Source organism: Spirosoma arboris (assembly GCF_009754945.1).
In the GTDB taxonomy this organism is placed as follows: domain Bacteria; phylum Bacteroidota; class Bacteroidia; order Cytophagales; family Spirosomataceae; genus Spirosoma; species Spirosoma arboris.
In genome coordinates, this window is record NZ_WPIN01000010.1 from 96,141 (window position 1) to 122,206 (window position 26,066).

Annotated in this window: 24 protein-coding genes; 4 read left to right on the forward strand and 20 right to left on the reverse strand. The window is 45.8% G+C overall.

Features of this window, described 5'->3' with window-relative positions; translation table 11 throughout:
• Window positions 1-37 precede the first annotated feature (37 nt).
• The 15 genes from GO755_RS24465 to rpmG form a co-directional block, all read right to left on the reverse strand.
• Window positions 38-1,066 carry a phosphotriesterase family protein gene (locus GO755_RS24465; RefSeq protein WP_157587936.1) on the reverse strand — a complete coding sequence of 343 codons (1,029 nt, stop codon included), beginning with the start codon at window positions 1,064-1,066 and terminating at the stop codon, window positions 38-40.
• 610 nt (window positions 1,067-1,676) lie between these two features.
• Window positions 1,677-2,063, reverse strand: coding sequence for a hypothetical protein (locus GO755_RS24470; RefSeq protein ID WP_157587937.1), 387 nt, complete (start codon window positions 2,061-2,063; stop codon window positions 1,677-1,679).
• 184 nt (window positions 2,064-2,247) lie between these two features.
• Complete coding sequence (locus GO755_RS24475; protein WP_157587938.1) at window positions 2,248-3,390, reverse strand: threonine aldolase family protein; 1,143 nt, start codon at window positions 3,388-3,390, stop codon at window positions 2,248-2,250.
• Window positions 3,391-3,409: 19 nt separating this feature from the next.
• Entirely contained in the window at window positions 3,410-4,495 is a 1,086-nt protein-coding gene (locus GO755_RS24480) for a creatininase family protein (protein ID WP_157587939.1), read from the reverse strand.
• A gap of 111 nt (window positions 4,496-4,606) precedes the next feature.
• Window positions 4,607-6,277, reverse strand: coding sequence for a hypothetical protein (locus GO755_RS24485; RefSeq protein WP_157587940.1), 1,671 nt, complete (start codon window positions 6,275-6,277; stop codon window positions 4,607-4,609).
• Between the two features lie 5 nt (window positions 6,278-6,282).
• Window positions 6,283-7,059, reverse strand: coding sequence for an ABC transporter ATP-binding protein (locus tag GO755_RS24490; RefSeq protein ID WP_157587941.1), 777 nt, complete (start codon window positions 7,057-7,059; stop codon window positions 6,283-6,285).
• 74 nt (window positions 7,060-7,133) lie between these two features.
• Window positions 7,134-8,147 (reverse strand): aspartate-semialdehyde dehydrogenase, encoded by a 1,014-nt coding sequence (locus tag GO755_RS24495; protein WP_157587942.1) that lies wholly within the window; start codon window positions 8,145-8,147, stop codon window positions 7,134-7,136.
• Window positions 8,148-8,303: 156 nt separating this feature from the next.
• Window positions 8,304-8,957 (reverse strand): hypothetical protein, encoded by a 654-nt coding sequence (locus tag GO755_RS24505; protein ID WP_157587944.1) that lies wholly within the window; start codon window positions 8,955-8,957, stop codon window positions 8,304-8,306.
• A gap of 100 nt (window positions 8,958-9,057) precedes the next feature.
• Window positions 9,058-9,654, reverse strand: a complete 597-nt coding sequence (locus GO755_RS24510) for a 5-formyltetrahydrofolate cyclo-ligase (RefSeq protein ID WP_157587945.1) — start codon at window positions 9,652-9,654, stop codon at window positions 9,058-9,060.
• A gap of 30 nt (window positions 9,655-9,684) precedes the next feature.
• Window positions 9,685-11,232: a bacillithiol biosynthesis cysteine-adding enzyme BshC gene (bshC, locus tag GO755_RS24515; RefSeq protein WP_157587946.1), complete on the reverse strand. Its 1,548-nt coding sequence runs from the start codon at window positions 11,230-11,232 to the stop codon at window positions 9,685-9,687.
• 95 nt (window positions 11,233-11,327) lie between these two features.
• Window positions 11,328-12,638: a 30S ribosomal protein S12 methylthiotransferase RimO gene (gene rimO / locus GO755_RS24520; RefSeq protein ID WP_157587947.1), complete on the reverse strand. Its 1,311-nt coding sequence runs from the start codon at window positions 12,636-12,638 to the stop codon at window positions 11,328-11,330.
• A gap of 74 nt (window positions 12,639-12,712) precedes the next feature.
• The gene (locus tag GO755_RS24525) at window positions 12,713-13,195 is read right to left on the reverse strand and encodes a hypothetical protein (RefSeq protein WP_157587948.1); all 483 of its coding nucleotides are present in this window, start codon (window positions 13,193-13,195) and stop codon (window positions 12,713-12,715) included.
• Window positions 13,195-14,151, reverse strand: a complete 957-nt coding sequence (gene ftsY / locus GO755_RS24530; protein ID WP_157587949.1) for a signal recognition particle-docking protein FtsY — start codon at window positions 14,149-14,151, stop codon at window positions 13,195-13,197. The genes GO755_RS24525 and ftsY overlap by 1 nt, the downstream gene beginning before the upstream one ends.
• A 237-nt stretch (window positions 14,152-14,388) precedes the next feature.
• Entirely contained in the window at window positions 14,389-14,544 is a 156-nt protein-coding gene (locus GO755_RS24535; RefSeq protein WP_012929818.1) for a DUF4295 domain-containing protein, read from the reverse strand.
• Between the two features lie 92 nt (window positions 14,545-14,636).
• Window positions 14,637-14,822 (reverse strand): 50S ribosomal protein L33, encoded by a 186-nt coding sequence (rpmG, locus tag GO755_RS24540; protein WP_111346404.1) that lies wholly within the window; start codon window positions 14,820-14,822, stop codon window positions 14,637-14,639.
• Between the two features lie 159 nt (window positions 14,823-14,981).
• On the opposite strand from rpmG, the gene GO755_RS24545 reads away from it, so the two are divergent.
• Window positions 14,982-16,202: an NADH-quinone oxidoreductase subunit D gene (locus tag GO755_RS24545; protein ID WP_157587950.1), complete on the forward strand. Its 1,221-nt coding sequence runs from the start codon at window positions 14,982-14,984 to the stop codon at window positions 16,200-16,202.
• Window positions 16,203-16,211: 9 nt separating this feature from the next.
• On the opposite strand, the gene hpt is transcribed toward GO755_RS24545, so the two are convergent.
• Entirely contained in the window at window positions 16,212-16,739 is a 528-nt protein-coding gene (hpt, locus tag GO755_RS24550; RefSeq protein ID WP_157587951.1) for a hypoxanthine phosphoribosyltransferase, read from the reverse strand.
• 131 nt (window positions 16,740-16,870) lie between these two features.
• Between hpt and GO755_RS24555 the strand changes: the two genes are divergently transcribed.
• Window positions 16,871-18,088: a tetratricopeptide repeat protein gene (locus GO755_RS24555; RefSeq protein ID WP_157587952.1), complete on the forward strand. Its 1,218-nt coding sequence runs from the start codon at window positions 16,871-16,873 to the stop codon at window positions 18,086-18,088.
• 68 nt (window positions 18,089-18,156) lie between these two features.
• Here the strand turns inward: GO755_RS24555 and GO755_RS24560 are convergent, their stop codons facing one another.
• Window positions 18,157-18,627 (reverse strand): Lrp/AsnC family transcriptional regulator, encoded by a 471-nt coding sequence (locus GO755_RS24560; protein ID WP_157587953.1) that lies wholly within the window; start codon window positions 18,625-18,627, stop codon window positions 18,157-18,159.
• Window positions 18,628-19,005: 378 nt separating this feature from the next.
• Here GO755_RS24560 and GO755_RS24565 point away from each other — a divergent pair, with 378 nt between their 5' ends.
• Window positions 19,006-20,718, forward strand: a complete 1,713-nt coding sequence (locus GO755_RS24565; RefSeq protein ID WP_157587954.1) for a family 10 glycosylhydrolase — start codon at window positions 19,006-19,008, stop codon at window positions 20,716-20,718.
• A gap of 35 nt (window positions 20,719-20,753) precedes the next feature.
• Here the strand turns inward: GO755_RS24565 and GO755_RS24570 are convergent, their stop codons facing one another.
• A complete protein-coding gene (locus GO755_RS24570; RefSeq protein ID WP_157587955.1) occupies window positions 20,754-21,992 on the reverse strand; it encodes a 4-hydroxy-3-methylbut-2-enyl diphosphate reductase in 1,239 nt (412 codons plus the stop codon).
• A gap of 251 nt (window positions 21,993-22,243) precedes the next feature.
• Here GO755_RS24570 and GO755_RS24575 point away from each other — a divergent pair, with 251 nt between their 5' ends.
• Window positions 22,244-23,524 carry a hypothetical protein gene (locus GO755_RS24575; protein WP_157587956.1) on the forward strand — a complete coding sequence of 427 codons (1,281 nt, stop codon included), beginning with the start codon at window positions 22,244-22,246 and terminating at the stop codon, window positions 23,522-23,524.
• A gap of 25 nt (window positions 23,525-23,549) precedes the next feature.
• Here GO755_RS24575 and GO755_RS24580 read toward each other — a convergent pair whose 3' ends face one another.
• Entirely contained in the window at window positions 23,550-25,073 is a 1,524-nt protein-coding gene (locus GO755_RS24580) for a GH3 auxin-responsive promoter family protein (RefSeq protein WP_157587957.1), read from the reverse strand.
• Window positions 25,074-25,143: 70 nt separating this feature from the next.
• Window positions 25,144-26,004, reverse strand: coding sequence for a glycerophosphodiester phosphodiesterase family protein (locus GO755_RS24585; protein ID WP_157587958.1), 861 nt, complete (start codon window positions 26,002-26,004; stop codon window positions 25,144-25,146).
• Between the last annotated feature and the right edge of the window lie 62 nt (window positions 26,005-26,066).

Sequence of the window (26,066 nt, forward strand, 5' to 3'; positions counted from 1 at the left end):
CTTAAACTTGTGTTTTTTCCTTTTTGAAGGCCTTTTATTATAGTTTCCTTACCTGAATTGAGAAGGCGTTTGCCGGATTTTCCACGAATAGAGTATGGATATCCCGGCTTGAAAAACCGTTTCGTTTTAGGGATGGAATAAGTAACGTAAAAATGGTAAGATAGTCCCGATAGTTGCCTCCATTGGGTTCGCCGACATTGTACCAGCCAGAATCCTGCGATACCAGCACCTGGTTCAATAGGCCATTTGCCTTCATTCTTTGCAGAAAGGTTACGTCATCCTTTATGCTTCTTGGATTAACACCGTCATAAGAAACCCAGCTCTTACGTTTTGCCGCGTCTATATGAAAAGCCATATTCTGCTCTTTTTGTGCATGTACCCAGATTCGTGCCGAAGGCGCTACGCCATTATCGGCTAAAATACGGAGCTGTTCGTTGGCTGCTTCGCCATTGTCGGTGTGCACAGCAATTGTTAGGCCGGTAGCCAGGTGAGTTAACGCTGCAGCTTCGATAATTTTTCGCTGGGCAACTGTCAAAGGAGCTTGATCGACACTTGTCTTAATAAATCCCGGCTTGATGCCAGTGCCTTCTACCCCATCCGTCCATTCCGCTATCCAGCGATCGGCCAGTTGACGAGCGCTTTCCGTATAGACGTGTTTGGGTAAGAACCGTTCATTAACCGCTCCATAATACCCCGTATTCGTAATAATATGTAGTTTGGTTGAGTCTGCCAGGCGTTTGAGCAGCTGTACATCACGTCCCAGATAAGCGGGGGAACAATCGATAAACGTAACGCAGCCTTTGTTCTTCACATCCTGTAAAAAGGGAAGCGCTCGGGCATAGACTTCGTCGACTTTATACCGATCGCGACTATATTTTTCCGCGCCTATAAAATCAGCCAGAACATGTTCGTGGGTTAACGTGAACTGCATATCGCGTGGTCGGATAGGTCCTTTCACCGTCATGACGATTTGTTCATTCAAATTGGTCAACAAGCTTTTAGGCGCTGTATAAAGGCCAACTCCTGCCAGAACGCTTTTCTGTATAAAGTTTCTTCGGCTTAGCATGGTTTGAATTGTGAGGATTTATATAGCTGATTAATAGGCGCATTTACTCAGCAAAGGAAACCCTTCTTTCAATAAGCGGTTTTTTATTTTGCCAAACAACACATTTAATAATATCCAATACCCAACCTGCTGGATTAACGCCGTTGGTCGAGAAAATCTGTTGTTTGCCGACCCGAAGGCACACTCTTTGCATTTCCGGTTGGTATTACGCTCGTTCAGAAGCCACGAGTTTATCTCAATTAACTGCCCAATGCTAAATAAAGAAGTGTATATAAAATAAGAGGTACTACCGCAATTGAAAACAACAGATACCAACAAAAAAGCCCCCGACGCGAACGAAGGGGGCTTCTGCTATACAATGCGATTGGCTTAACGTCCACGCATCCGGTAGGTGCTGCGGCCAACCTGACCGATTACCGGACCACCGATTTCGATGATGCGGGGCCGGGCTGGGCGGTTAATTTTCAGAAGATTCGTTTTCATTTCAGTAGTTGTTGTTTTTAGTTGATGATACAAAGGTGATTGATTCCTTTTGTTTCACCATATACTTGTTTATGAGTCGCTTAGATAAGCTGTTGAAGTGTGTAGAATCCTGTTTAAACCGTTCTGACTAAAACACCATAGCACCTATTGTTATGTTCGGGGCAGGCGTTAAACTTACATAAAGACTAGTTCCATTATCTACTATCTGACCTACACTCTTGCCTTTTACGGTTAAGCTTGTGGTAGTCCGATCAATATTGGTAACTAAAACACTAGGGAGCTTATAATTAATTTTAGTTTTACCAACCATACCGGTGACAGTAATAAGCACATGTTGATTATCAATCTTGATGGCATTTAAGGTTCCACTTGGAACAAGATCAATTACTGTTGGTGACCGATAATCGACAAGTTGATAGAGTCCCTCTACCGAACCAGCTACATCAGGCCCAACAGGCGGATTACAGGCTATTAGTAGACTTGTTAAGAGTAGAAGTAGACTATATTTTTTCATAAGCAGGTTTATACAGGTTGGTTGGGTGGACTTGATAAAATTGATAGCTCTAAGTTACTAGTTTAACGCGAACTATACGATTTCTATCAAGCTCTGGGGCGTGTAGGAGCAATAGGAACTACAAGCTCAACCTTGTATAAATGCCTTTCCGACGATATCGACGCGATGAACTAGTGAATTCATGCTAGCTAAGTGATTCTATAAAATGGCTAGCTAGACTTTGAGGAGCGATTCGATTTAAGGAGGGATTAACTTTTAGTAAAAAGCTAGCTTTTGTAGGAGCAGACAGTTCGATATTCGATTTGGCTAGAGCTTCTCTAAAACGTGTTGGGTTGGCATTTTTTAAGGTCAGCTCAACAATGTGTGAGCCGTTCTCAAACTGCGTGACGCTAAACCGTTCGTCTTTTTGAAGCAGACCGAATAACTGTTGCGCGTTCGTCCACGCTTGTTTATAATCCTTGGCAAAGCTGTCGGCGTAATACAAGGCTACTGCGGCAAAAGCCCAGGCGGCAGGCAACCCGCTACCAAACATCCGGCGTTCGTGAAATAAGTTGGTCGTAAAGCTTTTGGTACCCGCTAATACCGCTCCCGATGCTGCGTTGAAGCACTTCCAAAGTGAGGTATAAACCGTATCAAACGGCGCACTGTACTGAACAACTGATACGTTGTTATGCACGGGCTGGACAAAAAGTCTGGCACCATCCAGATGCATCTTTATGTCTTTGCTTCTGGCGTATTCGGCTATCTTCTGAACGCTCTCGTACCGAAATAGCTGATCTTTCTGACGCCTTACCGGCGATTCGATAGAGATAGCGCCAATGTGCGTTTCTACACGGCCACCTTGTGTTTTTTTGACAACACTATCCAGCTCGTCCAGACTAAATTCGACCGAATTTACGCCCAGCGGAATAAGCGTAAGTCCGCTTAAAGTTTGGGCACAGTCGCCAGTATCATTATACAAGTGACTCTGTTCCTGGACGATAACCCTACGATTTTGCCCGGCTAGATGACGAACTGCAATATGATTGGCCAACGTACCAGTCGGCATAAAAACCGCCGATTCTTTCCCGAGAAGGCTGACGAATTTTGCTTCCAGTTCCTCCACGACGCCACCATTAGAGTAGTAATCGGTTTTGATTTTTCCTTCGTCAGCCAATTTCATCAACAGGGCTGCGTATTCTTTCGGCGATAGCAACAAGCCATCATGGACGAAATCGACTGGGCCATGAGTTGGGCTGGCTTTACTAATCGGGCTACCGTACAACCTTGTTTGAGAAGCCGTAGCGGCCAGCATGCCGCCTATTTTTAGAAAATCTTTTCTACGCATGATTGTGTATGATCAGAACTTACTTCGACTTCGTTACCCAAAAAGAGGTTCCCCGAAACTGGCACCACGCTTTCGTTACCTGCTCTGCGTCGTTGCGAATAAACAACACATTCAGGTTCATCGAGGAGAAGTTGTCTGGAGCGTCCTGGTATAAATGGAAGAAGTTGCTCGTGTCGATCTTATTCCATAAGAAGTAGAGTTTGTTATCCTTTTGGCTAATTACCAACTCTGTTCCCGATTTATCCACATAGTTACCCACATACGCTGCGTAAAGTGCTGTTCTATCAACAGCTTTGGGTAAAGCACAAGTGCTTACACTGTCAATTTCCCGAATGAGTTCTTTGGCAAAGGAAGCCATTCCCTTTCGACCTTTTTCTACCGTAGCCAGGGCGGCATAGCCATTGATGCCACTGGTGTTCAGGTTTCCACCCGCAATCATCACGGGTGTCATTCCACCCGATTTTCCTTTCATTGATGAATCATTCACGGCCTTGCTCATGTCTACCAGGTCGGGACGTAGCGCGAGCAGATTGGACGATTCCAGTTCATCGGCGTGACCACTATACGACCGGGTACGGAAAGGCTGTTCGGCCTGCACAAATCCTTGCCGATCATAGCGACTGAAATACAGTACAATTCCTTCCTCAGCCAGGGTCTTAGCCGCCGTCACTAAAGTCGGCGTTGTACTGACGCCTATGTTGACGATATAAAATCGCTTCGGCCCATAAGCCGCTAAACTTCGCACAATCTGCACGACAGTACTAGTCGCGGTTTCGAAATTGATGCTCGTGGAGCCGGGGTACTTCAGAAAAGCAGGATAAAATCCATAACTAACAATGGGCGCAATGAGCACCTTTCGCTGAAGCGCTATTTCTTTGGCGTAACCTTCGGCCTGTAGGTAGTCGGTAGCTAAAGGCAAATGCGGACCGTGCTCTTTTGACCCTGCGCCCAGTGGAATGACAACGACAGCATCGGGCGTGAGAAGTTCGCGGGCTTTAGTCCAGGAAACATCTTCCAGATAAATAGCTTTGTTCGCAGGATTTCGGGTTTGTGCGGCTGCCGTCCAGGCAATGAAAAGCAGAAAAAGAGGAAACTGTATTTTCATAGAGTTGGAAAAAAATGATTAACCACAGAGACGACATAAGAATAAATGGCTCAAAATAAATATTTTATAACTTCGTGATCTCTGTACCTCTGTGTTTAATCATTTTTTTTTCTAGCCCATAACGACCTGGTCCCAGCCTGTCTTTTTGTATTGATTGAACAATAGCCAGAAAGCGGCAATGGATACAGGAATGGCTAGCCAAACGCCATATGGCACAAACGTCAGGCCATAATGCGAAAAACCGACTATCCCCAGAACGATGCCAATCAACAGTCCACGAGCGGTGATGTTTTGCTTCAACGCATCCTGTGCCGTTGAGAAGGGCATGTACCGGGTTGAAAGGAGAGCCGAACTTACTAACATTACCAGTGAATTACAGAACGCCAGGAGTACGTCGCTAATCTTATCGGTGCCGTATCGATAGAGAATATAAGCTGATAGTAAAAGGTAGAAAGGAGTCAGAAGTTTTATGATCAAAGCTTTTAGCGAGCCTGATAAAATAGCGCCCGGTTCGCGAATAGGAGCACTACCGTAGACCCAGGCAGCCCGATAATTATCTGAAACGCCGAGTTGGTAATGCGCTACCATCACATAAATACTGGCGAAGTACAGAGCAAATAGATAAAAGAAGCTACTCGAACCGAAGGTCTGTCCCTGAATCGACATAACAACCACATACGCCAGCCCAAATCCCAACTGTGGGTACGTTTTGAGTTTGAACTTGCGGTCGCGACCAGTTACACGCCAGGTAAAGGCAAAAGCAGCCCGTTCGAGTGGATTAGTCGTGAACCAGTCTGCGAACCGCTCTACCCAGCCTACACGAGTTTGCCGCGTTTCCTGAGCCGAGACAGCTGACACAACCGGGCGGCTTTCCTGATCGAGCCCGCTTAGTTTCTGCGTGAAATCGGATGTCAGAAAGCGGTTCATGAACCAGAGGCCGGCGAAAGGTGCTATGAAAGCAAGCGCCAGAAAAATCAAGTGCATTTGGTCAATCGCTGGTCGAACAACGGTATCGACTGCCCCCGCCATCCACATCGGCGGAACCAGATAATGCCACCATTGGTGTTCAAATGCCTGAGTCAGTCGCGTTTTTGGGTCCATCAAACGTGGTAATAACTGATACCCGCCGTAGACCAGAATTGCCATTACGATCTGGAAATAATTGATTACCTCACGCAGCTTTTCCTCACTGATGAAACGCATCAGCACCAGGTAAAACACATTGGTCAGGAATACCATCAGCACGGCTGATAATAGACTTAGTACTAGCATTAATACGCCCGCCAACGCACCAAAACGGTTCGATAGAATAAAAATCGCCCCGAGCGACAAGGAGAGCGCAATGGTGAAAAGGTAGCTGGAAATATGTACGACGCGGGCTAACCAGAGCGTGCGGTTACTAACAGGGCGAGGTAGAATAATCTGGTTATCCGATGAATCGAGGATGACCGATGAAAAATCGGAGATGAGTGTCATGGCACATAGCGCCATGGTATAGGAAAATTGCAGCGTGAGCGGGAAGAACATCCGATCTTGCTCGGGAAAGGACAGTATCCCTAGCGCGATAAAGCCACCAACGAGCATGTAAATGCCCAGAATACGAATAAAACTGTTGTTCGTTTCCTCAGATTGTTTGCCATAACGTCCCAAACTAACAAAGCTTCGACGGTTGTCCATCGTTAGTTTGACCTGCACAATAGCTCGCAGTTGACCATAATCAGCCCCCATTGTTCTGAACAGCGGTCGCAAACGGTCGAGTAGCCAGAGAATAATGGGTGTCATACGAGTTAGTTTTTCAGGGTATGAATAAACTCCTCGGCAACACCCGTCTGGCCTTCGCTACCGGTAAGTTCAGCAAACAGTTGTTCGAGTGATTCGGGACGTTGGTGTTGCAGCTCAGCAAAGGTGCCATCGGCAATGATCTGGCCCTGATTAATGATAATAATCCGGTCCGAAATCTTTTCCACTACGTCCATAATGTGCGAACTGTAGAAAACCGTTTTGCCACTGTTCGCCAACTGACGGATAATTTCTTTGACAAGCACAACTGCGTTGGCATCTAAACCGGACAATGGTTCATCCAGAAAAATAACGTCGGGATTATGCAGAAGCCCCGAAATGAGCAACACTTTCTGGCGCATACCTTTCGAGAAGGTTGTCATGCGGGCATTTGTGTAATCATTGAGTTGGAATAAGCGGAGCAAGTCAAGCGCCTTTCGTTCAATTTGCCCGGTCTCTAAACCATAAAGCTGCCCAATGAATTGCAGGTATTCCATTGGCGTCAACGTATCGTATAAGGCTGCATTCTCAGGAACGTAGCCAATTCGACGTTTGATTTCGAGCGAGTTGGTTTTTACGTCCATACCCAAAACCGTTGCTTCGCCTGCATAATCGGGTAGCATGCCGATCAGGATTTTGATCGTCGTAGACTTCCCGGCACCGTTCGGGCCGATGTATCCCACAACCTGTCCGGGCGATACATTCAAATTAATACCTTTCAGAACAGGTGTAGATCCGTACGACTTGTAAAGGTCGTTGAGTTGAATAATTGGCGTCATATTCATACATCAATATACACCAAAAGTCCCATCCAGCAGCAAGCCGAATGGGACTTTTGGTTTTTAGTCAGGATAACTGGTTAGGCAGTTACAGGCTCTGCTTCAACCAGATTGTGTTTCAGTAAGTATTCTGCAATTTGAACCGCGTTAGTTGCCGCGCCTTTGCGGAGGTTATCAGCCACGATCCACATGTTTAGTGTTTTGGGCTGACTTTCATCACGACGGATACGACCAACAAATACTTCGTCCTTACCGTGAGCCGTCAAGGGCATTGGGTAAATTTTGTTGGCTGGATCATCCTGAACGATAACGCCTTCGGTATTGCTGAGGATATTAACAATATCGCTTAGCTCAAATTCACTTTCGAATTCGATATTAACGGCTTCAGAGTGGCCCCCAATCGTTGGAATCCGAACCGTCGTGGCCGTTACCTGAATGGAGTCATCACCCATAATTTTCTTGGTCTCATTGACCATTTTCATCTCCTCTTTCGTATAGCCGTTGTCGAGGAATACGTCGATGTGTGGCAGTACGTTCAGGTCAATTGGGTGCGGATATACTTTCGCTACATCAGTATTGCCTGCGCGTTCAGCGAAAAGTTGGTCAACTGCTGCTTTCCCCGTTCCGGTTACCGACTGGTAGGTCGATACAACAACGCGCTTGATTTTGTAGCGATCATGCAAGGGTTTCAGCGCTACCACCATCTGGATGGTCGAGCAGTTTGGGTTGGCAATGATTTTGTCTTCTGGCGTAAGCGTATCGGCGTTTACTTCGGGAACAACCAGCTTTTTGGTTGGGTCCATACGCCAGGCCGACGAATTGTCGACAACGATGATACCTGCTTCGGCAAACTTGGGAGCCAACGCCAGCGATGTGCCACCGCCAGCCGAAAAAATCGCAATGGCAGGTTTGGCAGCAATAGCATCTTCGAAGCTTACGACTGTGTACGGTTTACCCTTGAACTCAACCTGTTTACCAACCGACCGCTCGGAAGCGACGGGAATGAGTTCAGATACAGGGAAGTTCCGTTCTGCCAGAACCTTCAGGATTTCGCCACCGACCAGGCCTGTGGCGCCAACGACTGCGATTTTCATTTTAGTAATGCGGACGGTTGGCCGAAGCCATGGAAATCCGCGTTTAAGTGGTTAATAAAAAGCGAGTTTCCCCGCAATGGCGGACTACCCGCCCTACAATTTGGAGTGCAAAAGTACGGCAAAACTTTGACGCACAGGAAGTATATTCTAAAAAAGTTAGAATCGGCCAACTAGTCCTACGCCTGAATTTGACAGCGACGAATAAGGCGTTAACTGCCAGGAGATGCCCTGCTGTTTAAGAGAACGATTATAATACTGAACAGATCGGCGAAGATGTGGGCCTGGGCGTAGCATATAGGCGCCAATGGCAGCCACGATCAAACCCGAAAACAAGGTTGTTACTCCTGCTTTTACGGCCGCCTGGTTTGTCCGGTCTGGAACAGAATTGCAATAACCATAGCATATGGTTCCGTTACTGACAACGCCCGTTGACGAATAAGGACCCTTGTTGGCCTCTCCAGAATGATCATTGGAAATACCCACAATCAGACCTACACCTGATGCTATGAGTCCTCCGCCAATTAACCATCCACCAGCATGCCGACTGGTTAAATAGCTGTTGAATTCGCGAATTGCATCAGGGTTATTAGACGCCAGAATGTATGGGCCCAGGTCTTTTGCATGTCGAACATCCAGTCCATCATACATATACTGCGTTCGCATGCTAGTCCCATAGCGACTATTGTAGGCAGGAACCAGGTCGCTTTCAATGGGTTTAAGATTCTCGGCAGAAACCGGAGGAGGTATTCTGTCCTGTTGCGCCCATACATGCAACGGGCCTAAGAGGAGTAAAAGCAGAACTTTTTTCATAGTCGTTGTTCTTTTTAGAAAGTTAATAACAACTAGGAATTCCTTATATTAAAATATAAATAAACTTTGATTAGATATTACTAATGCCGATTAGATGTTGTTAATTAAAGCTAAATAGCTGTTTAGGAGTAAGGCAGGCATCCAGTCTGATATCAGTAAGCTCAATATCGTCGATTTGTTCGACTGGATCGAATAGCGAAAGGCCCATCGTTAAACAGTCTGGTCGACAGTCGGCCAGAAAACGGTCATAGTAGCCCCCGCCATAACCAACGCGGTGTCCGCGTTTATCGAAGACCAGGAGTGGGACAAGAACCAGATCAATTAACTGGTTGTCAATGGCGGACTGCTGAGTCGCATCAATCGGTTCGGGAATGTCCCAGCGGTTTTTCTGTAAGCGAGTGTCTGCGTATAAAGGGTAGTGGGTAAGCTGATTAGACGTAATATCAGTTACCGAAACAGTAAATTTTAGTTGCGGAAACTGTTGCCAGATTGAGTTAATGATCAACCACGTATCAACTTCATGCTGCTTCTGAATCGGCAGAAACGTATGAATAAGGAGCGGATTGAAAGCTAATCCATTCTGAGTTAGAAAGTCTAGAAAAAGCTGCGCTATCGCCTGACTCCGATGATTAACTTCATCCAACGACAGGGTTTTCCGCCTGGTCAGAAACTCGCGACGTAGGTCAACTTTGTTCATACACTCACGACCGACTTCTATCTGTCGATTTTACTCTAAACAAAGCTGCATCCGGTAATCGAATGGATTAAAAGCGGCCAGCATTTTTTTGAGGAAATGGCGATCATTCAGGTAAAACGTTAGGAAGTTTTCGTTCCGCTCCTGCAAGCCACCGTTTGGAAAAAGCTCGTTTTTAACCGTCAATAATTGCCGAACACCCGTCTCCTGATTTCGCTCCTCGGCCCGTCGCATTTTCTTTTCGAGTCGGGCAACAGCGTTGGCAAACCGCTTGGTTTCGGCCAGAACTGCCTTTTCGAGCGTTGGGTCAACCATCTGCGCTTTGTGTAGAATAGCATCCAGCGCTTTATTTACGGTTTTGTTCTCGTTGTCGAACTTGAGTGCGTGCCGGGAATGATGTTCAACGTAAGCGTGCTTAAGCGTAAGCGTATCCTGGAAGAGTTCTTCGGGGGTAAGACCAAGCTTGCTGATACGTTTTGCGCTTACCGATGGAACGTACATGGCAAAGTTACGCGGCATCAATATGGGGAATGCCGTTTGAAAGTGCTCGAAAACTCCTTTCAACTGTAACCAATAAGGTACTTCCGATGGTCCGCCGATATAGGCCAGATTGGGTAAAATAGTCTCCTGATAGAGCGGACGCAGAACGACATTCGGACTGAATCGTTCGGGGTGTTCGTCTAATATGCCCAGCAACTCGCTTTCCGAAAACTTTAGCTTGGTATTTACTACTTTGTAGGTGCCATCTTCTTTGCGTTCAATACGTTCACGAAGTTGGTCATCCAGATAAAACAAGTTGATATCGCGTGGCGTAATAACCGTTTTGTAGCCTAGCGCTTCCAGCGCCTGCGTTTTTTGTTGAACCAACTCACCTGAGTGATGCTCTATAAGTTCATCACGCATAACGGGGGCAAAAACGCCCTTGAGTGCGGCATCGTCGGCATCTAAACAGACCAGGCCTTCGGCTCCAAATAACTCATTGATGTAATACCGGACAGCATTGGCTAGTGTATCCTGCTTGAGGTAGGATTCTTCAAACAGCGTTAATTTTTCGGGAATTTCAGCAAACAGCGTTTTTAGCTCCTTTGGATTCATGCGCCCAACGGCACCACGCTGTTCGGTTTGCCAGGCGTAACTTCTACCAAACATCGAAAAATGGTTGATTTCGGCGAAGTCATGGTCTTCGGTCGCCATCCAGTAAACCGGCACAAAATTGTAATCGGGATAGGTTTCTTTCAGCTTTCGAGCCAGGTTAATGGTCGTAATAAGCTTATAAACGATATAGAGTGGCCCTGTAAAAATATTCAGTTGATGACCCGTCGTGACGGTAAACGTATTGGGCTGAAGCAGGATTGAAAAATCAGGTTTGTTGGTAATAGTCTGATATTGGCGCTCAAGCGCATCTACTAAAACCTGTCGTTTTGATGTATCAAATGACTTATCGGCTATCTGCCCGCCAAAAGCAGCTACCTCTGGAAAACGATTGTAAAAAGGAGTTAAACTATCTTTTTTGTTGATGTAATCGAGGAATAGTGACGAAAACTGGCCGGTTGAGGTAAGCGGCAGGTACTGACAGTCCATGCGATGGGCGGGGGTTGGGATTTATTCGGCTCAACAACGGAAAAACCCGCAAGGTTCGGGTTGTATATCTCGATCCACTTGCGGGTTTATAAAACTTAGGAAACAATCTCCCCGTATAAATCAAAATCTTCAGCGCGGTCAATCCGCACATTGGCAAAATCTCCTTGCCTGACGTACTGTGCAGCAGGTACTAACACTTCGTTATCTACCTCGGGCGAGTCTGCTTCTGTGCGGCCAATGAAATAACCACCTTCTTTTCGATCAAAGAGCACTTTGTAGGTTTGGCCAACTTTCTGTTGATTCAGTTCCTGCGAAATGCCTTGCTGAAGTTCCATCAGCTCATCGGCGCGTTCCTGTTTGATTTCGTCTGGAACATCGTCTGGCATCGTATACGAGTGTGTTTGGTCTTCGTGCGAGTAGGTAAACACGCCCATCCGGTCGAAACGCATCCGTTCCACGAACTCGTAAGTCTCGCCAAACATGGCTTCTGTTTCGCCAGGGTGACCCACAATCAATGTTGTACGGAGCGTGATGCCAGGCACTCGATCGCGAATGGTATGAATTAAATCCTCTGTTTTCTCGCGTGTAATGCCTCGACGCATAAGTTTCAGTAACTCAGTCGAGCCGGTTTGCAGCGGCATATCCAGGTAATTGCAAACGTTTGGACGGTCGCGCATGACGTCCAATACTTCAAGTGGGAAACCCGATGGATAGGCGTATTGTAAGCGAATCCAATCAATACCTTCTACATCGGCCAGCTGGTTTATGAGATCAGCGAGATTTCGTTTTTTATAGAGATCAAGGCCGTAGTAAGTCAGATCCTGAGCGATTAAAATCAACTCTTTAGTGCCACGTCGGGCTAAGGATTTCGCTTCTGTTACTAGCTCGTCCATCGGGCGCGATACGTGTCCACCACGCATAAGCGGAATGGCACAGAACGAACAAGGCCGGTCGCAGCCTTCGGCAATTTTCAGATAAGCGTAGTGGGCTGGTGTTGTCAGAAGTCGTTCGCCAACGAGTTCGTGCTTGTAATCGGCACGAAGGGTTTTCAGCATTCGGGGCAACTCGTTGGTACCAAACCAGGCATCAACGGTCGGCATTTCGATTTCGAGTTCATCTTTGTACCGGTGCGAAAGACAGCCCGTTACGTAAACTTTATCCACAATGCCTGCTTCCTTGGCATCTACATAGCGCAGAATCGTGTTGATCGACTCTTCTTTGGCATTGTCGATGAAACCGCACGTATTGATCACGACAATGTTGGCGTCATCTTTCTTCGATTCGTGCGTCACGTTCATACCGTTGCCCTTGAGTTGCGTAAATAGCACCTCCGAATCCACAAGGTTCTTTGAGCAACCAAGCGTGACAATATTGATTTTATTAGTACGTACTCCTTTGGTTTTCATTAGTAACGCGGGTGGAAACCCGCGATTTATATTCAAAAGCGCTTCTTCCGCTCCGGCGGACTGTCCGCGTTAAATTAAAACACTGCCTGATGCGTAATCTCAACTTTTATCTGTGCTGTCTTATTTTTCTCGACAGTCACTGGAAAAATATTGTTCTTCGTGTCGTACAAGTTGGCATATAAGCCTTTCGGTTCCTGCACGATCACCGAATAGCGTCCAGTGGGCAGGCTGACACAGAACGTACCATCTTTCTCTGATTTAATAGTTTTAATAGGCTTGGCTGCTCCAACGGAATTAATAAAGCCGTTATCCCCTGCTTCCACCTGGCTCATATTCAACAATGGAAAAATAAGTACCTCACGCTCAACAGGAGAACCGGTAGCGTTAGACTTTGGAGAATCTGGGCCCGGCATATGATTACCTCGCTTTACTAGTACGGTTCCACAAATCCCCTGAACAGCAATCGATTTTGTTATTTTTCGACGGTGATTTTTCTGGGCACAGGTCGTCAATGAAAAGCCAAGAAGTAAAGCCAGTAAGATGGATGAGATGCGCATTATTTCTTAAAGAACGAATCCACAAACTCCATTTTATTGAAAGTTTGTAAATCCTCGATTTTCTCACCGACGCCAATGTATTTAACCGGAATTTTGAACTGATCCGAAATGCCGATAACTACGCCACCTTTAGCTGTACCATCTAACTTAGTGATAGCGAGTGCTGTAACTTCCGTTGCCTTAGTGAATTCTGTTGCCTGGATAAACGCATTCTGACCGGTCGATCCGTCAAGAACGAGAAGAACCTCATGCGGTGCATCAGGAGTAACCTTTTGCATAACCCGTTTAATTTTGGTCAACTCGTTCATCAGGTTGATTTTGGTATGAAGTCGACCAGCTGTGTCGATGATGACCACATCGGCATTCATATCGGTTGCTTTTTTCACCGCATCAAATGCTACAGCTGAAGGATCGGTATTCATACCGTGCGAAATGACCGGCACACCTACGCGATCACCCCAGAGTTTGAGCTGATCAACAGCTGCTGCCCGGAACGTATCGCCTGCGCCGAGCACTACCTGTTTGCCCCGCTTGTGGAATTGGGCGGCTAGTTTGCCAATTGTCGTGGTCTTACCTACACCATTGACACCTACGACCATAATTACATACGGCTTTTTGCCAACGGGTAAATCAAAGTCATCCGGGACGTCGGAGGTGTTATTATCTGAAAGCAACGCGGCAATTTCTTCGCGAAGAATTCGGTCGAGTTCGTCGGTGCCCATGTATTTATCGCGGGCAACACGTTCTTCAATTCGACGAATAATCTTAACAGTCGTTTCAACGCCTACATCCGACGAAATCAGAACGTTTTCAACTTCGTCAAGAACTTCTTCGTCAACGGTCGACTTGCCAACGACGGCTCGGCCAAGTTTCGAGAAAAAACTGTCTTTCGTTTTCTCTAACCCTTTGTCGAGTGTTTCTTTTTTTTCTTTCGAGAATAAGCCAAATAAAGCCATAATATACAGGGTCGCCGTGCGGTCGTGAGTCGATAGTGGATTAGCAATGAGTCATTAACCTACTAACGTCAAGATCATTACTACTAGAAGACGGCATAGGCAGTTGACTATTGACTGGTTCAACAAAACTATAGCAAAAAAAGTCCCACAGAGCCATGAAGGCTGTGGGACAAATTTCTTTGTACAGAAAGGGTTTGCCGATGCGACGGTTCGTCGACGCGATTGACGTAAGCAAGGTTAGCTTTTCAGCGCAGCCTGAACTTCATCAACTGGGACCATTTCTTCTTTGAAGGTGTACGCGCCGGTTTTGGGCGATTTCACGGCTTTGATGATTTTGGCGAATGCCTTACCGTTATCCTTCGTTTTCAGGGTTGCAACTACCTTTTTTGCCATGTCGATTTTGTAGTTTACGGTTTACGGTTCTCGGTTTTCGGATGCAGTATCAGATACTATCTGCTGTAAACCGAAAACTATAAACCTAAAACCTATTTAATTTCTTTATGTACCGTTACTTTCTTCAGGAACGGATTGTATTTCTTCCGTTCGATACGCGCCGGCGTATTTTTCCGGTTTTTCGTGGTGATGTACCGGGACATGCCGGGTACACCGCTGTCTTTCTGCTCGGTGCATTCCAGAATAACCTGGATTCTATTGGCGCCTTTCTTTGCCATCGCTAATGTTCGTTTTCTCGATAAGGAGCGCAAAGGTACGAAATCACTTTCATTTAGCCAATAGCTTCTTAATAAAAACTGATGATTTGTAGTGAATTAGGTCGGAAAAGCACGTAAAGTTTGGCAATAGGATTCCCTATTTCGACCTTTGATCTTGTCATGACCATGCAAACAATTCAATACGAGTACGCTCCCGGCCATTTTCGGACCTCAGAACCCACTGTCTATCGACCCGATATGTTGCAGGAGGGGGAGATGATTCTTAACATGGGACCGCAACACCCCTCAACGCATGGCGTGCTTCGATTAGAGGTAGTTACGGATGGAGAAATCATTGTTGACGTAGTGCCACACCTTGGTTATCTGCACCGCTGTTTTGAGAAACATGCTCAGTCGCTGCCTTTTAACCAGACAATTCCGTTCGTAGATCGGCTCGATTATCTGGCCGCTATGAATTGCGAACATGCCTTTGTCATGGGCGTTGAACGAATGCTCGGTATTCAGAATGATATTCCCAAGCGTACCGAATACATCCGTGTACTGGTGGCCGAACTGAACCGGATAGCCGCACACTTTGTCGGCATTGGTACGTATGCGCTCGATATCGGGGCTTATACACCTTTTCTCTGGCTCATGCGCGATCGGGAACACATCCAACGGCTACTCGAATGGGTGAGTGGCGCCCGGATGTTGTACAATTATATTTGGGTAGGGGGCTTGTTTTATGATCTTCCGGTAGGTTTTGAGGAACGATGCCGGGAATTTATTACCTATCTAAAACCCAAATTAGTGGAGTTGCAACAACTCGTCATCGAAAACGAAATTTTCGTGAAGCGGACTGCTAATGTAGGGGTACTTCCGTTGCCTGTTGCTATCAATTATGGTTGCACAGGTCCCATGCTACGTGGTTCGGGGTTGCGATATGATCTGCGCCGGGTAGATGGCTATTCCGTTTACCCTGAGTTAGAGTTCGATATTCCAATTGGCGAAGGGAAAATGGGGGTTGTAGGCGATTGTTGGGACCGAAACAATGTTCGCGTGCTGGAATGTCATGAATCCATCCGTATCATTGAGCAGTGCCTCGATCAACTCACCGGCAACCATCGACGCACTCGCGACTATGATCCACAAGCGGTTGTGCCGAAGAAGATTCGGCCGAAGGCGATGGATTTTTATGCCCGTGCTGAGAGCGCCAAGGGTGAACTGGGCTTTTTCTTCCGTACTGATGGAAAATCAGATGTTCCGGTACGTTGTAAATCCCGCTCATGCTGTTTTCATAATCTGTCGGTCATTCACGAAATCAGCCGGGGCGCTATGTTAGCTGATTTGGTGGCTATAATTGGATCAATTGATGTGGTAATGGGAGAGGTAGATCGGTAATGCCTCGTCTTATTCCAATACTAAAATATCAGGCGTATTCCGCCCTAAACCATCATAGTCCAAACCGTAACCAAGTACAAATTTATTCTCAATCTCAAAGCCAACGTACTGTAAATCAATTGGATTTCGGAGAGCTTCCGGTTTAAATAGTAACGTAGCAATAGCAAGCGAAGCCGGACTCTGCGCCTGAAGTTGATCACGGATATCACCGAGTGTTTTGCCCGTATCGACAATATCTTCGACTACGATTAAGTCGCGACCAGCAACTGACTCAGTTAAGCCAAGAATTTCCTTGAGCTGCCCAGTTGACTCGGTTCCTTTGTAAGACGAAACTCGGAGAAACGTGATTTCGCAGGGAATCGTTAACTGCTTAGCTAAGTCTGCCGCAAACAGAAAGGCCCCATTCAGGACAACGACCATGAGCGGAGTTTTGCCAGCATACGCCTGGTTAATCTGTTCGGCCAGTTCCTGAATGCGCGTCTGAATGGCTTCGGCGGTAATAAACGGGACGAACGTTTTGTCTTTTATGGTTATCATATCAGCGTCTGTGGGGCGGCAAAGATACGTTGATACAGAGGTCGTGGACAAAAAAATGATGGAAAAATAACGATTGGCAAACGCACAGCCGATGGATTACGTTGATATACTAACCAATTGATTTTGACGAAATGAAGAAACTCGTGTTGACGGTTTGGCTGATGGGTATGGCTATTCTGGCCCAGGCTCAACTCTATGATCCGTCGGCGTTTGATAAGAAATATGATGGTCTGCTGAAACACCCCGGTGTTCAGATTGAGTCGGCGGAGGCCATCAACCAGATGTACAATTACAAGTTCTACGAAGCGGATAAGGAGTTTCGGTGGTTGCGTCTGCGTTACCCAAAACATCCAATGCCTACCTTTTTGATGGGACTGGCTGAGTGGTGGAAAATCGTGCCGAATACCGATGAAACGGGCTACGATGACCAATGCCTGATGTACATGGATTCTACCATTACGCTGGCCGAAGAGCTATACGATAACAGCGAAAATAAACTCGAACCCGCATTTTTTCTGGCTGCTGCCTATGCCTTTAAAAGCCGCTTGTACTCGGAGCGGAAAAAATGGGCAAAGGCGACTTTTGCCGGTAAAAATGCATTGAAGTATTTCGAGAAATGTAAGGGTAATGCTGATTTTAGCCCAGAACTGCTCTTTGGCGATGGAATGTACAACTATTATGCGCAGTGGATTCCCGAAAATTACCCATTGTTGAAGCCAATTCTGATATTCTTTCCGAAAGGAAACAAGGCAAATGGCATCAAGGAGTTAGAGAAAACCGCAAACACAGCGTTCTACACACGCGTTGAAGCCCGTTATTTTCTGGTTCAGATTTACAGTATGGAGAATCAGTACGATAAGGCTTACCAGATGTCGAAATACATGAACGAGCAGTATCCTGACAACCCATTTTTTGAGCGGTACTTTGCTCGGTCGGCTTTTGTAACAGGACGCCTGAATGAAGCAGAACGAATTTCTAAGGATATTTTGGAAAAAGTTAGCCGTACCCAATCAGGTTATGAAGGCGTAAGTGGACGAACAGCAGCCTATATTCTGGCTTATGTTAATAGCGTATTTTATAACAATACGGCTGAAGCCAAAAAGTATTATCAGCAATCAGTGGATTTTTCTAAACAGACAAATTCGACGACTTCGGGTTACTACTTGTCGTCCCTGATAGGACTGGCCAAGATTGCAAATGGAGAGAAAAATTATGACCTGGCTCAGACGTACTTTAATGAAGTATTAGACAAAGCAGAACGAAAATCCAGTCAGTATAAAGAAGCTAAAAAAGCGCTTGACGACGCTAAAAAGTCGAGACGGGAAGAAAGACGAAAGAGGAAGGAATGAGGGCTATGTGTGCTATAGGATGTATGATGTAGGTTTTCCTGACTAGATCATACATCCTATAGCATAGATCAAGGAATAGGAAGCACTTTGCTTTCTTTAAAGGTCGACATGATGACCATAGTTTGGGTGCTTGCTACCTCATCTATTTCATTGATAACATCAAGCATTAAGGCCTGATACGATGAAATGTCTTTAGAAATTACTTTTAATAGAAAGTCTCCTGAACCGGTGATGTGGTGGCACTCGATGATTTCGGGGATTTGATTAACCCGATCTACGAACGACATCGTTGTATCCTTTTTGTGGCCAACCAGCGTCACCATAACGAATGTAGTGACTCCAAGGCCAATTTTTTCGCGACTCAATTGGGCATGGTAACTCTGAATAATTCCAGAAGTTTCCAGTTTTTTTACCCGTTCAAGTGTGGGTGCAGGTGAAAGACCGATTTCTTTAGAAAGCTGTGCATTGGTAATTTTGGCGTTGGCTTGCAGAATCTCTAGTACGTTGCGATCTATCTGATCTAATTTATGAATTGACATAAAAGGCGGTCGTCTGTTGAATAGAATTTGTATGCAGAACAGTGCAAATCTACTATCTTTTACGATAGAAAATTCTTAAAAACCTATGAATTTTTAGAAAAGTCGAAACAAATATTGCTTATCGGCACCATAAACGGCACAAAATTAAGCTTTATACAGTAGTTGCCAAATCCTATTTTTATCATTCGGTAGTAACCGCATGATTTATAATCCGTTACTTTCCTCATAAAGCAGCTTCTGTCATTTAACAGACCGATTATTCCTGAATAGTTAAGCTTGTAAGACGTTTATATAATTGTCTCGCTGTATACCGAATGCCATTAACATTCGTATTAATAAAGCAGATCGTTATTTTTGTCGATTAACCCACCCTCGTTAATGCGCTCGATTGCTTATTTCGTTCTATTGCTTGCTGTAATTGGTTGGGGGAGTTGCCGTCAGGCGAAGCCCGTTCCTGTTGCTACAAGAAGGCCACCCGTTAGACCTGTTAGTCCCGCTCGCCCAACAACTAGTCAGCCACCAGTTGCCCAGAAACCCGTAGTCGTTAAGACTACGCCCCCAAAAACTGCTACTGTGGTCGTAACAGCTATCCCGGAAGATTCTCTTGAGACGGATGGCGTGACTTTTCTGACACCACCACCACCAAAACGCGAGTTTCGGGCGGTATGGGTAGCGACGGTTGATAACATTGATTGGCCAAGTAAGAAAGGACTGCCTGTTGCCGATCAGCAGCGTGAAATTATAAGCATGTTCGACATGTATCAGCAGATGGGCCTGAATGCGGTAATTGTACAGATTCGATCAGCAGCTGATGCGTTTTATGCTAAGAGCTCAGAGCCCTGGTCAGAATGGCTGACGGGTCAGCAAGGCCTCGCGCCAGAACCGTTCTACGATCCGATGGAGCTCATGATTGATCAGGCTCATCAACGTGGCCTTGAATTTCATGCCTGGTTCAACCTCGACCGAGCTACATTCAGCAAATATTCCAGCATAGCTCCAACCAACATTATTTACCGGAAGCCGGGTTGGATGTTGAGCTATGGTGGACGGAAATTGTTCAACCTTGGTATACCTGCTGTGCGTTCGTATGTTGCTGGTATTGTCGCCAATGTAGTTCGGGAGTATGATATCGATGGGATTCATTTCGACGATTATTTTTATCCCTATGCCGAACCTGGTCAGGTTTTGCGGGACGACAGTACCTACAAGGCTAATTACAATGGCATGGTCAAAGCCGATTGGCGACGTGATAATGTTAACAAACTCATCGTTGAAATTCGGGATTCAATTCGGGCGAATAAACCGTGGATAAAGTTTGGTGTTAGTCCGTTTGGTGTCTGGAAAAACCAGAGCAATGATCCTGAAGGCTCGGCTACCAATGGTGGACAATCGTATTACGACAATTATGCTGATTCGCGAAAATGGGCGCGAGAAGGCACAATTGACTACATCGTGCCACAGGTTTATTTTAGTTCGGAATTTAGCCGGGTGCCTTATAAAACATTGATAGATTGGTGGAAACGCAATTCCGGGAAAGCGCATTTATACATTGGTCATGCTGTTTACCGGGTTGGGCGTGGCTCTGAGCGCGATCCGGGTTGGTGGCGGGCCACGGAATTTCCGAATCAGATACGCTATAACCGCCAGCACCAGGTTGTACAGGGTAGCGTTTTTTTCAGCGCAAAAAACTTAAAACTTAACCCACTTGCTTTCCGAGATTCACTACAAACGACTCTCTACCGTCATGTGGCCTTAGTACCGACTATGCCCTGGTTAGATAGTATTCCACCCCTGCCTCCCCGCGACTTGAAAGCGGCTATAACCTCTGATGGAGTAGAGTTATTTTGGCAAGAATCTGCCGAAGCCGCTGATGGTGATGGAGCCAACGAATACCTTATTTATCGCTTCGAAGGACGACGACCACGTTTACAATTGAATGATACCCGCTATATAGTAGCGCGTTGCCTTGGTGAATCGACCACACGATTTGTAGATAAAACCGCAGATCCTAAGAAGAAGTATGTGTACGCGATAACTGCCGTAGATCGCCTTCATAACGAAAGCCAGGAAGTCATTATAAAAGTGCAATGACTCAGTAACGCGGCCGCCCGGCCGCGTTACCAAAGTTACTTCATCACATTTTCCATTACCTCGTTGATCGAATGAGCGTCTGGAAAAAAACTGACGAGCTTTAACAAAATACCCTCAACAACAGCATCAGGGCAAGAAGCTCCACAGGTCAGCAAAACTGTGGCAGGTTCTTGACCATTGTAATGTGAAATGAAATTCTCCGTAACAACCTCCTGTTTAGTATGACCGTCGAAATGACGGATCAGCTTATCTGACAGGATTTTCTGTTCCGATTCGATAAAATAGGTCGGTAGTTTCTCTTCGCAGAGTTCAACGATATGTGAGGTATTAGAGGAATTATAACCACCCGCTACGATAGCGAAATCGGCTGGGTAGTCGAGTAACGCATAGGTAGCATCCTGATTATCGTTAGTGGCATAACAAAGTGTATCGCGGGTGTTGGCGAAATGCGTATCAACAGAGTCTGCGGTCAGGTTATATTTTTGAATCATTACCTGCTTTAAGTAATCGGCAATACTCTGGGTATCAGACGCCAACATTGTGGTCTGATTTACGACACCGATACGTTCCAAATCGCGACCTGGGTCGAACCCAACAGAATATTGATTGACAAACTCAGCATAAAAGGCATCGGGTGGCAACTCGCCTAGCATATACTTTGCCAAGCGTTGAGTTTGGGCCATATCTTTCACGACAACCGTAGGCGCACTTTCTTTACTATGAGAGAAAGTGGCTCGGGTTTCTTCGTGACTAGGTTTGCCGTGCACAACAACAGTGTAGTTTTTTTGCCCAATTTGTCCTGCCTTGTTCCATACTTTCTCGACAAATGGGCAGGTTGTATCATATTTAGCAACGTCAAGCCCCAGAGACGACAATTGATTCTGGGTTTCCAGGGTTGTCCCGAAGGCTGGAATGATGACAACATCTTCGGGCTTAAGATCGGACCACGAAACGAGTTGTTTGCCTTTCGTGTCCATAATAAAGCGAATGCCCCGATCCTGCAAATCGGCATTAACGTCGGGGTTATGAATCATCTCGCTCAGTAGAAATATTCGCTTACCCGGATTGTCGGAGATGGCTTTGTAGGCAATCTCCACCGCATTTTCGACCCCGTAACAAAACCCAAAATGTCGGGCGATTAACACCCGAATCGGGCCAAAATCAAGAAGAGTAGGGGTGAAGTCACGTTTCAGTTTATCCTTTTTCCGCCGAAATTCTTTCAGGGGAGTAATAATACTGCTGCGATAATAGTCGGGAATGTCAAACGATTTCATTGGTTGAAAGAACGAAAGAGTGGAGAAGCGAAAGGGTGAAACACACCTACGAGAGCTGCGTAACACAAGAATCTGTCGCTTGACTCGATCATGTTATTAACAGAACAACGAGCTATAGGGCTTCGTTCGCTGCAAAGGTAGCAACTGGATGTATTGTCGGTGTTAACGTTATTGAACAGGATAGATGAGCTATTGGAGAAAATTTTATATTTGATTATTGTTGTCACAACCTCCTCTTCGCCAATTTATTTATGGTAAATACTGCTACTCATTCGCTTGAGCAATGGGCTTTATGGCGCAAATTACTCTTCCGTTTTTTCGGCGTGTATCTCCTGCTTTACATGGCTCCCTTGACCTGGTTAGGCGATATACCCGTACTTAATCTGATTAGTGAGTATTACGGCAAAGCCGAAAACTGGCTTGTCAATTTGACCAATACCTACATTTTCCATGTAAAAGATGTACTTGTCCCATTGAATGGAAGTGGAGATACATCGTATGGATACGCTCAACTCTGTTTCTTTCTTCTGGCGGCAGTTGTGGGCATGGTTGTCTGGACAATCGTAGACAAACGAAAGAATTATGATAAGGCTTATTACTGGCTGTTGGTATTGGTCAGGTATTATGTGGCGATGTTTGCGTTGAGCTATGGTCTGATTAAGCTGTTTGGGCAGCAAATGATATTTCCTTCGTTAAGTGCGCTGGCAACTCCACTGGGTGATTTTTTGCCTATGCGCTTTTCCTGGTATTTTATTGGCTATTCGGTCCCATATCAGTTTTTCTCGGGAGCGGTTGAGGTCGTTGCAGGATTACTGCTGCTATTTCGACGTACCAGTACGTTGGGCGCATTTGTCGCTGCCAGCGTATTTCTCAACGTCATGATGATGAATCTTTGCTATGACATCCCGGTCAAACTGTTTTCCATTCATCTGTTTATATTCAGCAATTTTCTACTGATTGGAGATGTCAAACGCTTACTTAACTTTTTCGTTTTCAATAAGCCGACCCAACCAATGACTCGCCTAACGCTACCCACGAAATGGATGCGTATGGGACAGGCAGTTCTAAAAGTTGCGTTTGTTGGTGTATTTCTAGTGATGCCTTTAACAAGATTATTTTTTGATTCGCGGAGTTCAAAAGGCTCGTCGGTATCAAACAAACTAGCGACTGGCTTTTTCTCCGTCGATCAATTTCAGGGCAATGTAGTTGATAGCTTACGCTGGAAAGATGTCGTTTTTGAGCGGAACAACTCAGGGAGCGTTCAAACGGGCGATACATTGTTCCGACAACGGTATCGGCGCGGGTATTTTAGCTACGCACTTGACTCGCTCCAGCACACGATTGCCTTTAAAAAGTTTGCTACAGATTCTCTTCCCCTTTTTACGATGCACTATACAATGCCAGATACGAACAACATTGTGTTACAGGGAAGAATCAGAAATGACTCGATTGTTGTAGGTCTCAAACGCCAGAAACGCCATTTTCAATTAGCAGAGCGGCAATTTCATTGGCTTTCCGAAGCAAATCGGTAAAGACAGAACCAGCACGTCTGCGTGATTACAACTCAAGAACTTTGCCTAGAATATCGTCTAGGTACTCTCGCGAATTAGCCAAGCGGGGCACTTTGTGCTGACCACCTACCTTGCCACGCTGTTTCATCCAAGCATAGAAGGTGCCCGGTTGAACAATGTGAATACGAGGCCGTTTGAGGACCATATCATTATAACGTTTGGCGTCGTAATCGGAATTGACTTGCCGGAGGGTTTCGTCCAGAATTTGATTGAATCGCTGTTGACTATCAGGTTCTTGGGTGAATTCAATAACCCACTCATGGCAGCCATTCGCTCCATTGCTCATATAAACGGGACCAGCGGTGTAGTCAGAAATGATAGCACCGGTAGCTTCGCAGGCCCGTGTAATGGCCGTTTCTGCATTTTCAACGATAAGTTCTTCTCCAAAGGCATTGATAAAATGCTTTGTACGACCACTAACTTTCAGTCGGTGTGGATAGAGGGATGTAAATCGAACCGTATCCCCCACTTTATAGCGCCATAAACCGCCATTGGTCGAAACGACAAGGGCATAGTTTTTATCCAATTCAACTTCATTAATGGTCAACGCTTTTGGAAATGGTTGGTCAGTCTCATGAAAAGGAATAAATTCGTAGAAGATGCCATAGTCGAGCATAAGCAGCATTTCACCAACACGACTTAAGTCGTCCTGAATGGCAAAAAAGCCTTCGGAGGCATTATAAATCTCCTGATAGCGAACAGTTGACGAGGGAAATACCTGATGCTGAAACAACTCTCGGTAAGGCTGAAAGTTAACTGCACCGTGCATCATAACCTCAAAATTCGGCCAGACTTCCAGAATATTCGATTTGCCTGTGCGGGCCAGAATTTTGTCAATTAACACCATGCCCCAGGTCGGCACACCCAGCATACTCGTCACGTTTTCTTCCGACGTTATTTCGGCCATTCTCTCCAGTTTGGCTTCCCATTCATCCATCAGTGCAACCTGAATAGAAGGAGTGCGAATGTATTGTGCCCAACTGGGTAAGTTCTTCATGACCACTGCCGATACATCGCCAGCAGCACTGTTGGTACCGTACGGATTTTGGTGAAGACTTCCGCCAATGGATAATCCTTTCCCTTCAAACGCTTTACTATCTGGGTTATTCGCGATGTAAAGCGCCATCATATCCTTGCCACCTTTGAAATGACTCTCGTCCAGCGACTCGGTAGTAACGGGAATGAATTTGCTACGGGCATTGGTGGTTCCCGATGATTTGGAAAACCAGCGAACGGGCGACGGCCACAGAACCTTGCTTTCGCCTTTCATAACCCGTTCAATGTAGGGGAATAGATCTTCGTAGCTCGAGACGGGTACCTGCTGCTGAAAATCCCGAATCGTTTGAATGGATTTGTACTGGTATTTTTGGCCCCACTGAGTCCGACGGCCAGCCCGAATGAGTTGATGGAAAACCTTCTGTTGCACCACGCCCGGTTGCTTCATCATTGCCTCAATCCGCGGCAATCGCCGTTGCAGGAGCCATTTAAGCGTGGTGTTTAGGACAGTCATAGGGCTAAAAATAGCATAAACTAACTATATTGAACGAGTTAGCGATACAAATTTAATGGTACGGGTTGATTTATAAACCGCTGGCCCGATCAGGATAATCGGTGATTAAGCCATCGACTCCCCATTTTTTCAACCGGGTCATATCCTTGCGCTGGTTCACTGTCCAGGGAATAACCTTAATCCCCTGCTTGTGTAGCCAGACAATTTTCTTCTGACTCAGCAGCCGAAAGTACGGGCTATAAATATCGGGTTTGAAACCAAGTTCTTCTATGTTTTTCGCAGAGCTGCGGAGGTTTTCAACCAAAGCTGACAGCCTGACTTTGGGGTACTTACCTTCATCGGCACCCTGCTTCCACTGTTTCAATATGGTAAAGTCGAAACTCTGGATTGTTACTCTTTCTGGCGAAAGCTGCTTATGTAGAATTGCCTGAACAAGCTCACAAAAGACGGCTGGTTCGGGCTGACTTTTGTTGTATTCTGATGGTTCGCTTTTCAGTTCGATATTGTATGAGAACAGAGGCAGGTTTTTAGTCTTTCGGTAGGCTTCAGCCTGTTCGATTACCTCGCTCAGCAGCGGTTTATAAGTTTTTAGTTTTTGCTGTTCAGGATAGGCTGAGTTGCCCTCCGAGCCCACATCGTAGCGTTTGATGTCGGCATAATTCATCTGGTACAAGATCAGATTTTTTTGATCTTTTTTATCCACAGGCTTTCCATCAGGGGCAATACTGAAGGTTGCGTTAAAGTAAGGATCATGTGAAACAACTACTTGATTATCCTTGCTGATAACCACATCCATTTCTAAAGTTGTGACACCAAGGTCAAGAGCTTTCAAAAAAGCAGGAATCGTATTCTCAGGCATTAGACCCCGACAACCTCGGTGGCCTTGTAAATCAAAAGCATGCGGTTGTAGAAGAAGAACACTACTAGTCATACAAAAAAGGAAGAAAAGAACACGCATACGCTAGGGGATAGACTCAAAAATACTATTTCCGT

Coding starts and splice junctions, on each gene's coding strand:
- GO755_RS24465 (WP_157587936.1), bottom strand. CDS start 1,066: ATGCTAAGCCGAAGAAACTTTATACAGAAAAGCGTTCTGGCAGGAGTT.
- GO755_RS24470 (WP_157587937.1), bottom strand. CDS start 2,063: ATGAAAAAATATAGTCTACTTCTACTCTTAACAAGTCTACTAATAGCC.
- GO755_RS24475 (WP_157587938.1), bottom strand. CDS start 3,390: ATGCGTAGAAAAGATTTTCTAAAAATAGGCGGCATGCTGGCCGCTACG.
- GO755_RS24480 (WP_157587939.1), bottom strand. CDS start 4,495: ATGAAAATACAGTTTCCTCTTTTTCTGCTTTTCATTGCCTGGACGGCA.
- GO755_RS24485 (WP_157587940.1), bottom strand. CDS start 6,277: ATGACACCCATTATTCTCTGGCTACTCGACCGTTTGCGACCGCTGTTC.
- GO755_RS24490 (WP_157587941.1), bottom strand. CDS start 7,059: ATGAATATGACGCCAATTATTCAACTCAACGACCTTTACAAGTCGTAC.
- GO755_RS24495 (WP_157587942.1), bottom strand. CDS start 8,147: ATGAAAATCGCAGTCGTTGGCGCCACAGGCCTGGTCGGTGGCGAAATC.
- GO755_RS24505 (WP_157587944.1), bottom strand. CDS start 8,957: ATGAAAAAAGTTCTGCTTTTACTCCTCTTAGGCCCGTTGCATGTATGG.
- GO755_RS24510 (WP_157587945.1), bottom strand. CDS start 9,654: ATGAACAAAGTTGACCTACGTCGCGAGTTTCTGACCAGGCGGAAAACC.
- bshC (WP_157587946.1), bottom strand. CDS start 11,232: ATGGACTGTCAGTACCTGCCGCTTACCTCAACCGGCCAGTTTTCGTCA.
- rimO (WP_157587947.1), bottom strand. CDS start 12,638: ATGAAAACCAAAGGAGTACGTACTAATAAAATCAATATTGTCACGCTT.
- GO755_RS24525 (WP_157587948.1), bottom strand. CDS start 13,195: ATGCGCATCTCATCCATCTTACTGGCTTTACTTCTTGGCTTTTCATTG.
- ftsY (WP_157587949.1), bottom strand. CDS start 14,151: ATGGCTTTATTTGGCTTATTCTCGAAAGAAAAAAAAGAAACACTCGAC.
- GO755_RS24535 (WP_012929818.1), bottom strand. CDS start 14,544: ATGGCAAAAAAGGTAGTTGCAACCCTGAAAACGAAGGATAACGGTAAG.
- rpmG (WP_111346404.1), bottom strand. CDS start 14,822: ATGGCAAAGAAAGGCGCCAATAGAATCCAGGTTATTCTGGAATGCACC.
- GO755_RS24545 (WP_157587950.1), top strand. CDS start 14,982: ATGACCATGCAAACAATTCAATACGAGTACGCTCCCGGCCATTTTCGG.
- hpt (WP_157587951.1), bottom strand. CDS start 16,739: ATGATAACCATAAAAGACAAAACGTTCGTCCCGTTTATTACCGCCGAA.
- GO755_RS24555 (WP_157587952.1), top strand. CDS start 16,871: ATGAAGAAACTCGTGTTGACGGTTTGGCTGATGGGTATGGCTATTCTG.
- GO755_RS24560 (WP_157587953.1), bottom strand. CDS start 18,627: ATGTCAATTCATAAATTAGATCAGATAGATCGCAACGTACTAGAGATT.
- GO755_RS24565 (WP_157587954.1), top strand. CDS start 19,006: ATGCGCTCGATTGCTTATTTCGTTCTATTGCTTGCTGTAATTGGTTGG.
- GO755_RS24570 (WP_157587955.1), bottom strand. CDS start 21,992: ATGAAATCGTTTGACATTCCCGACTATTATCGCAGCAGTATTATTACT.
- GO755_RS24575 (WP_157587956.1), top strand. CDS start 22,244: ATGGTAAATACTGCTACTCATTCGCTTGAGCAATGGGCTTTATGGCGC.
- GO755_RS24580 (WP_157587957.1), bottom strand. CDS start 25,073: ATGACTGTCCTAAACACCACGCTTAAATGGCTCCTGCAACGGCGATTG.
- GO755_RS24585 (WP_157587958.1), bottom strand. CDS start 26,004: ATGACTAGTAGTGTTCTTCTTCTACAACCGCATGCTTTTGATTTACAA.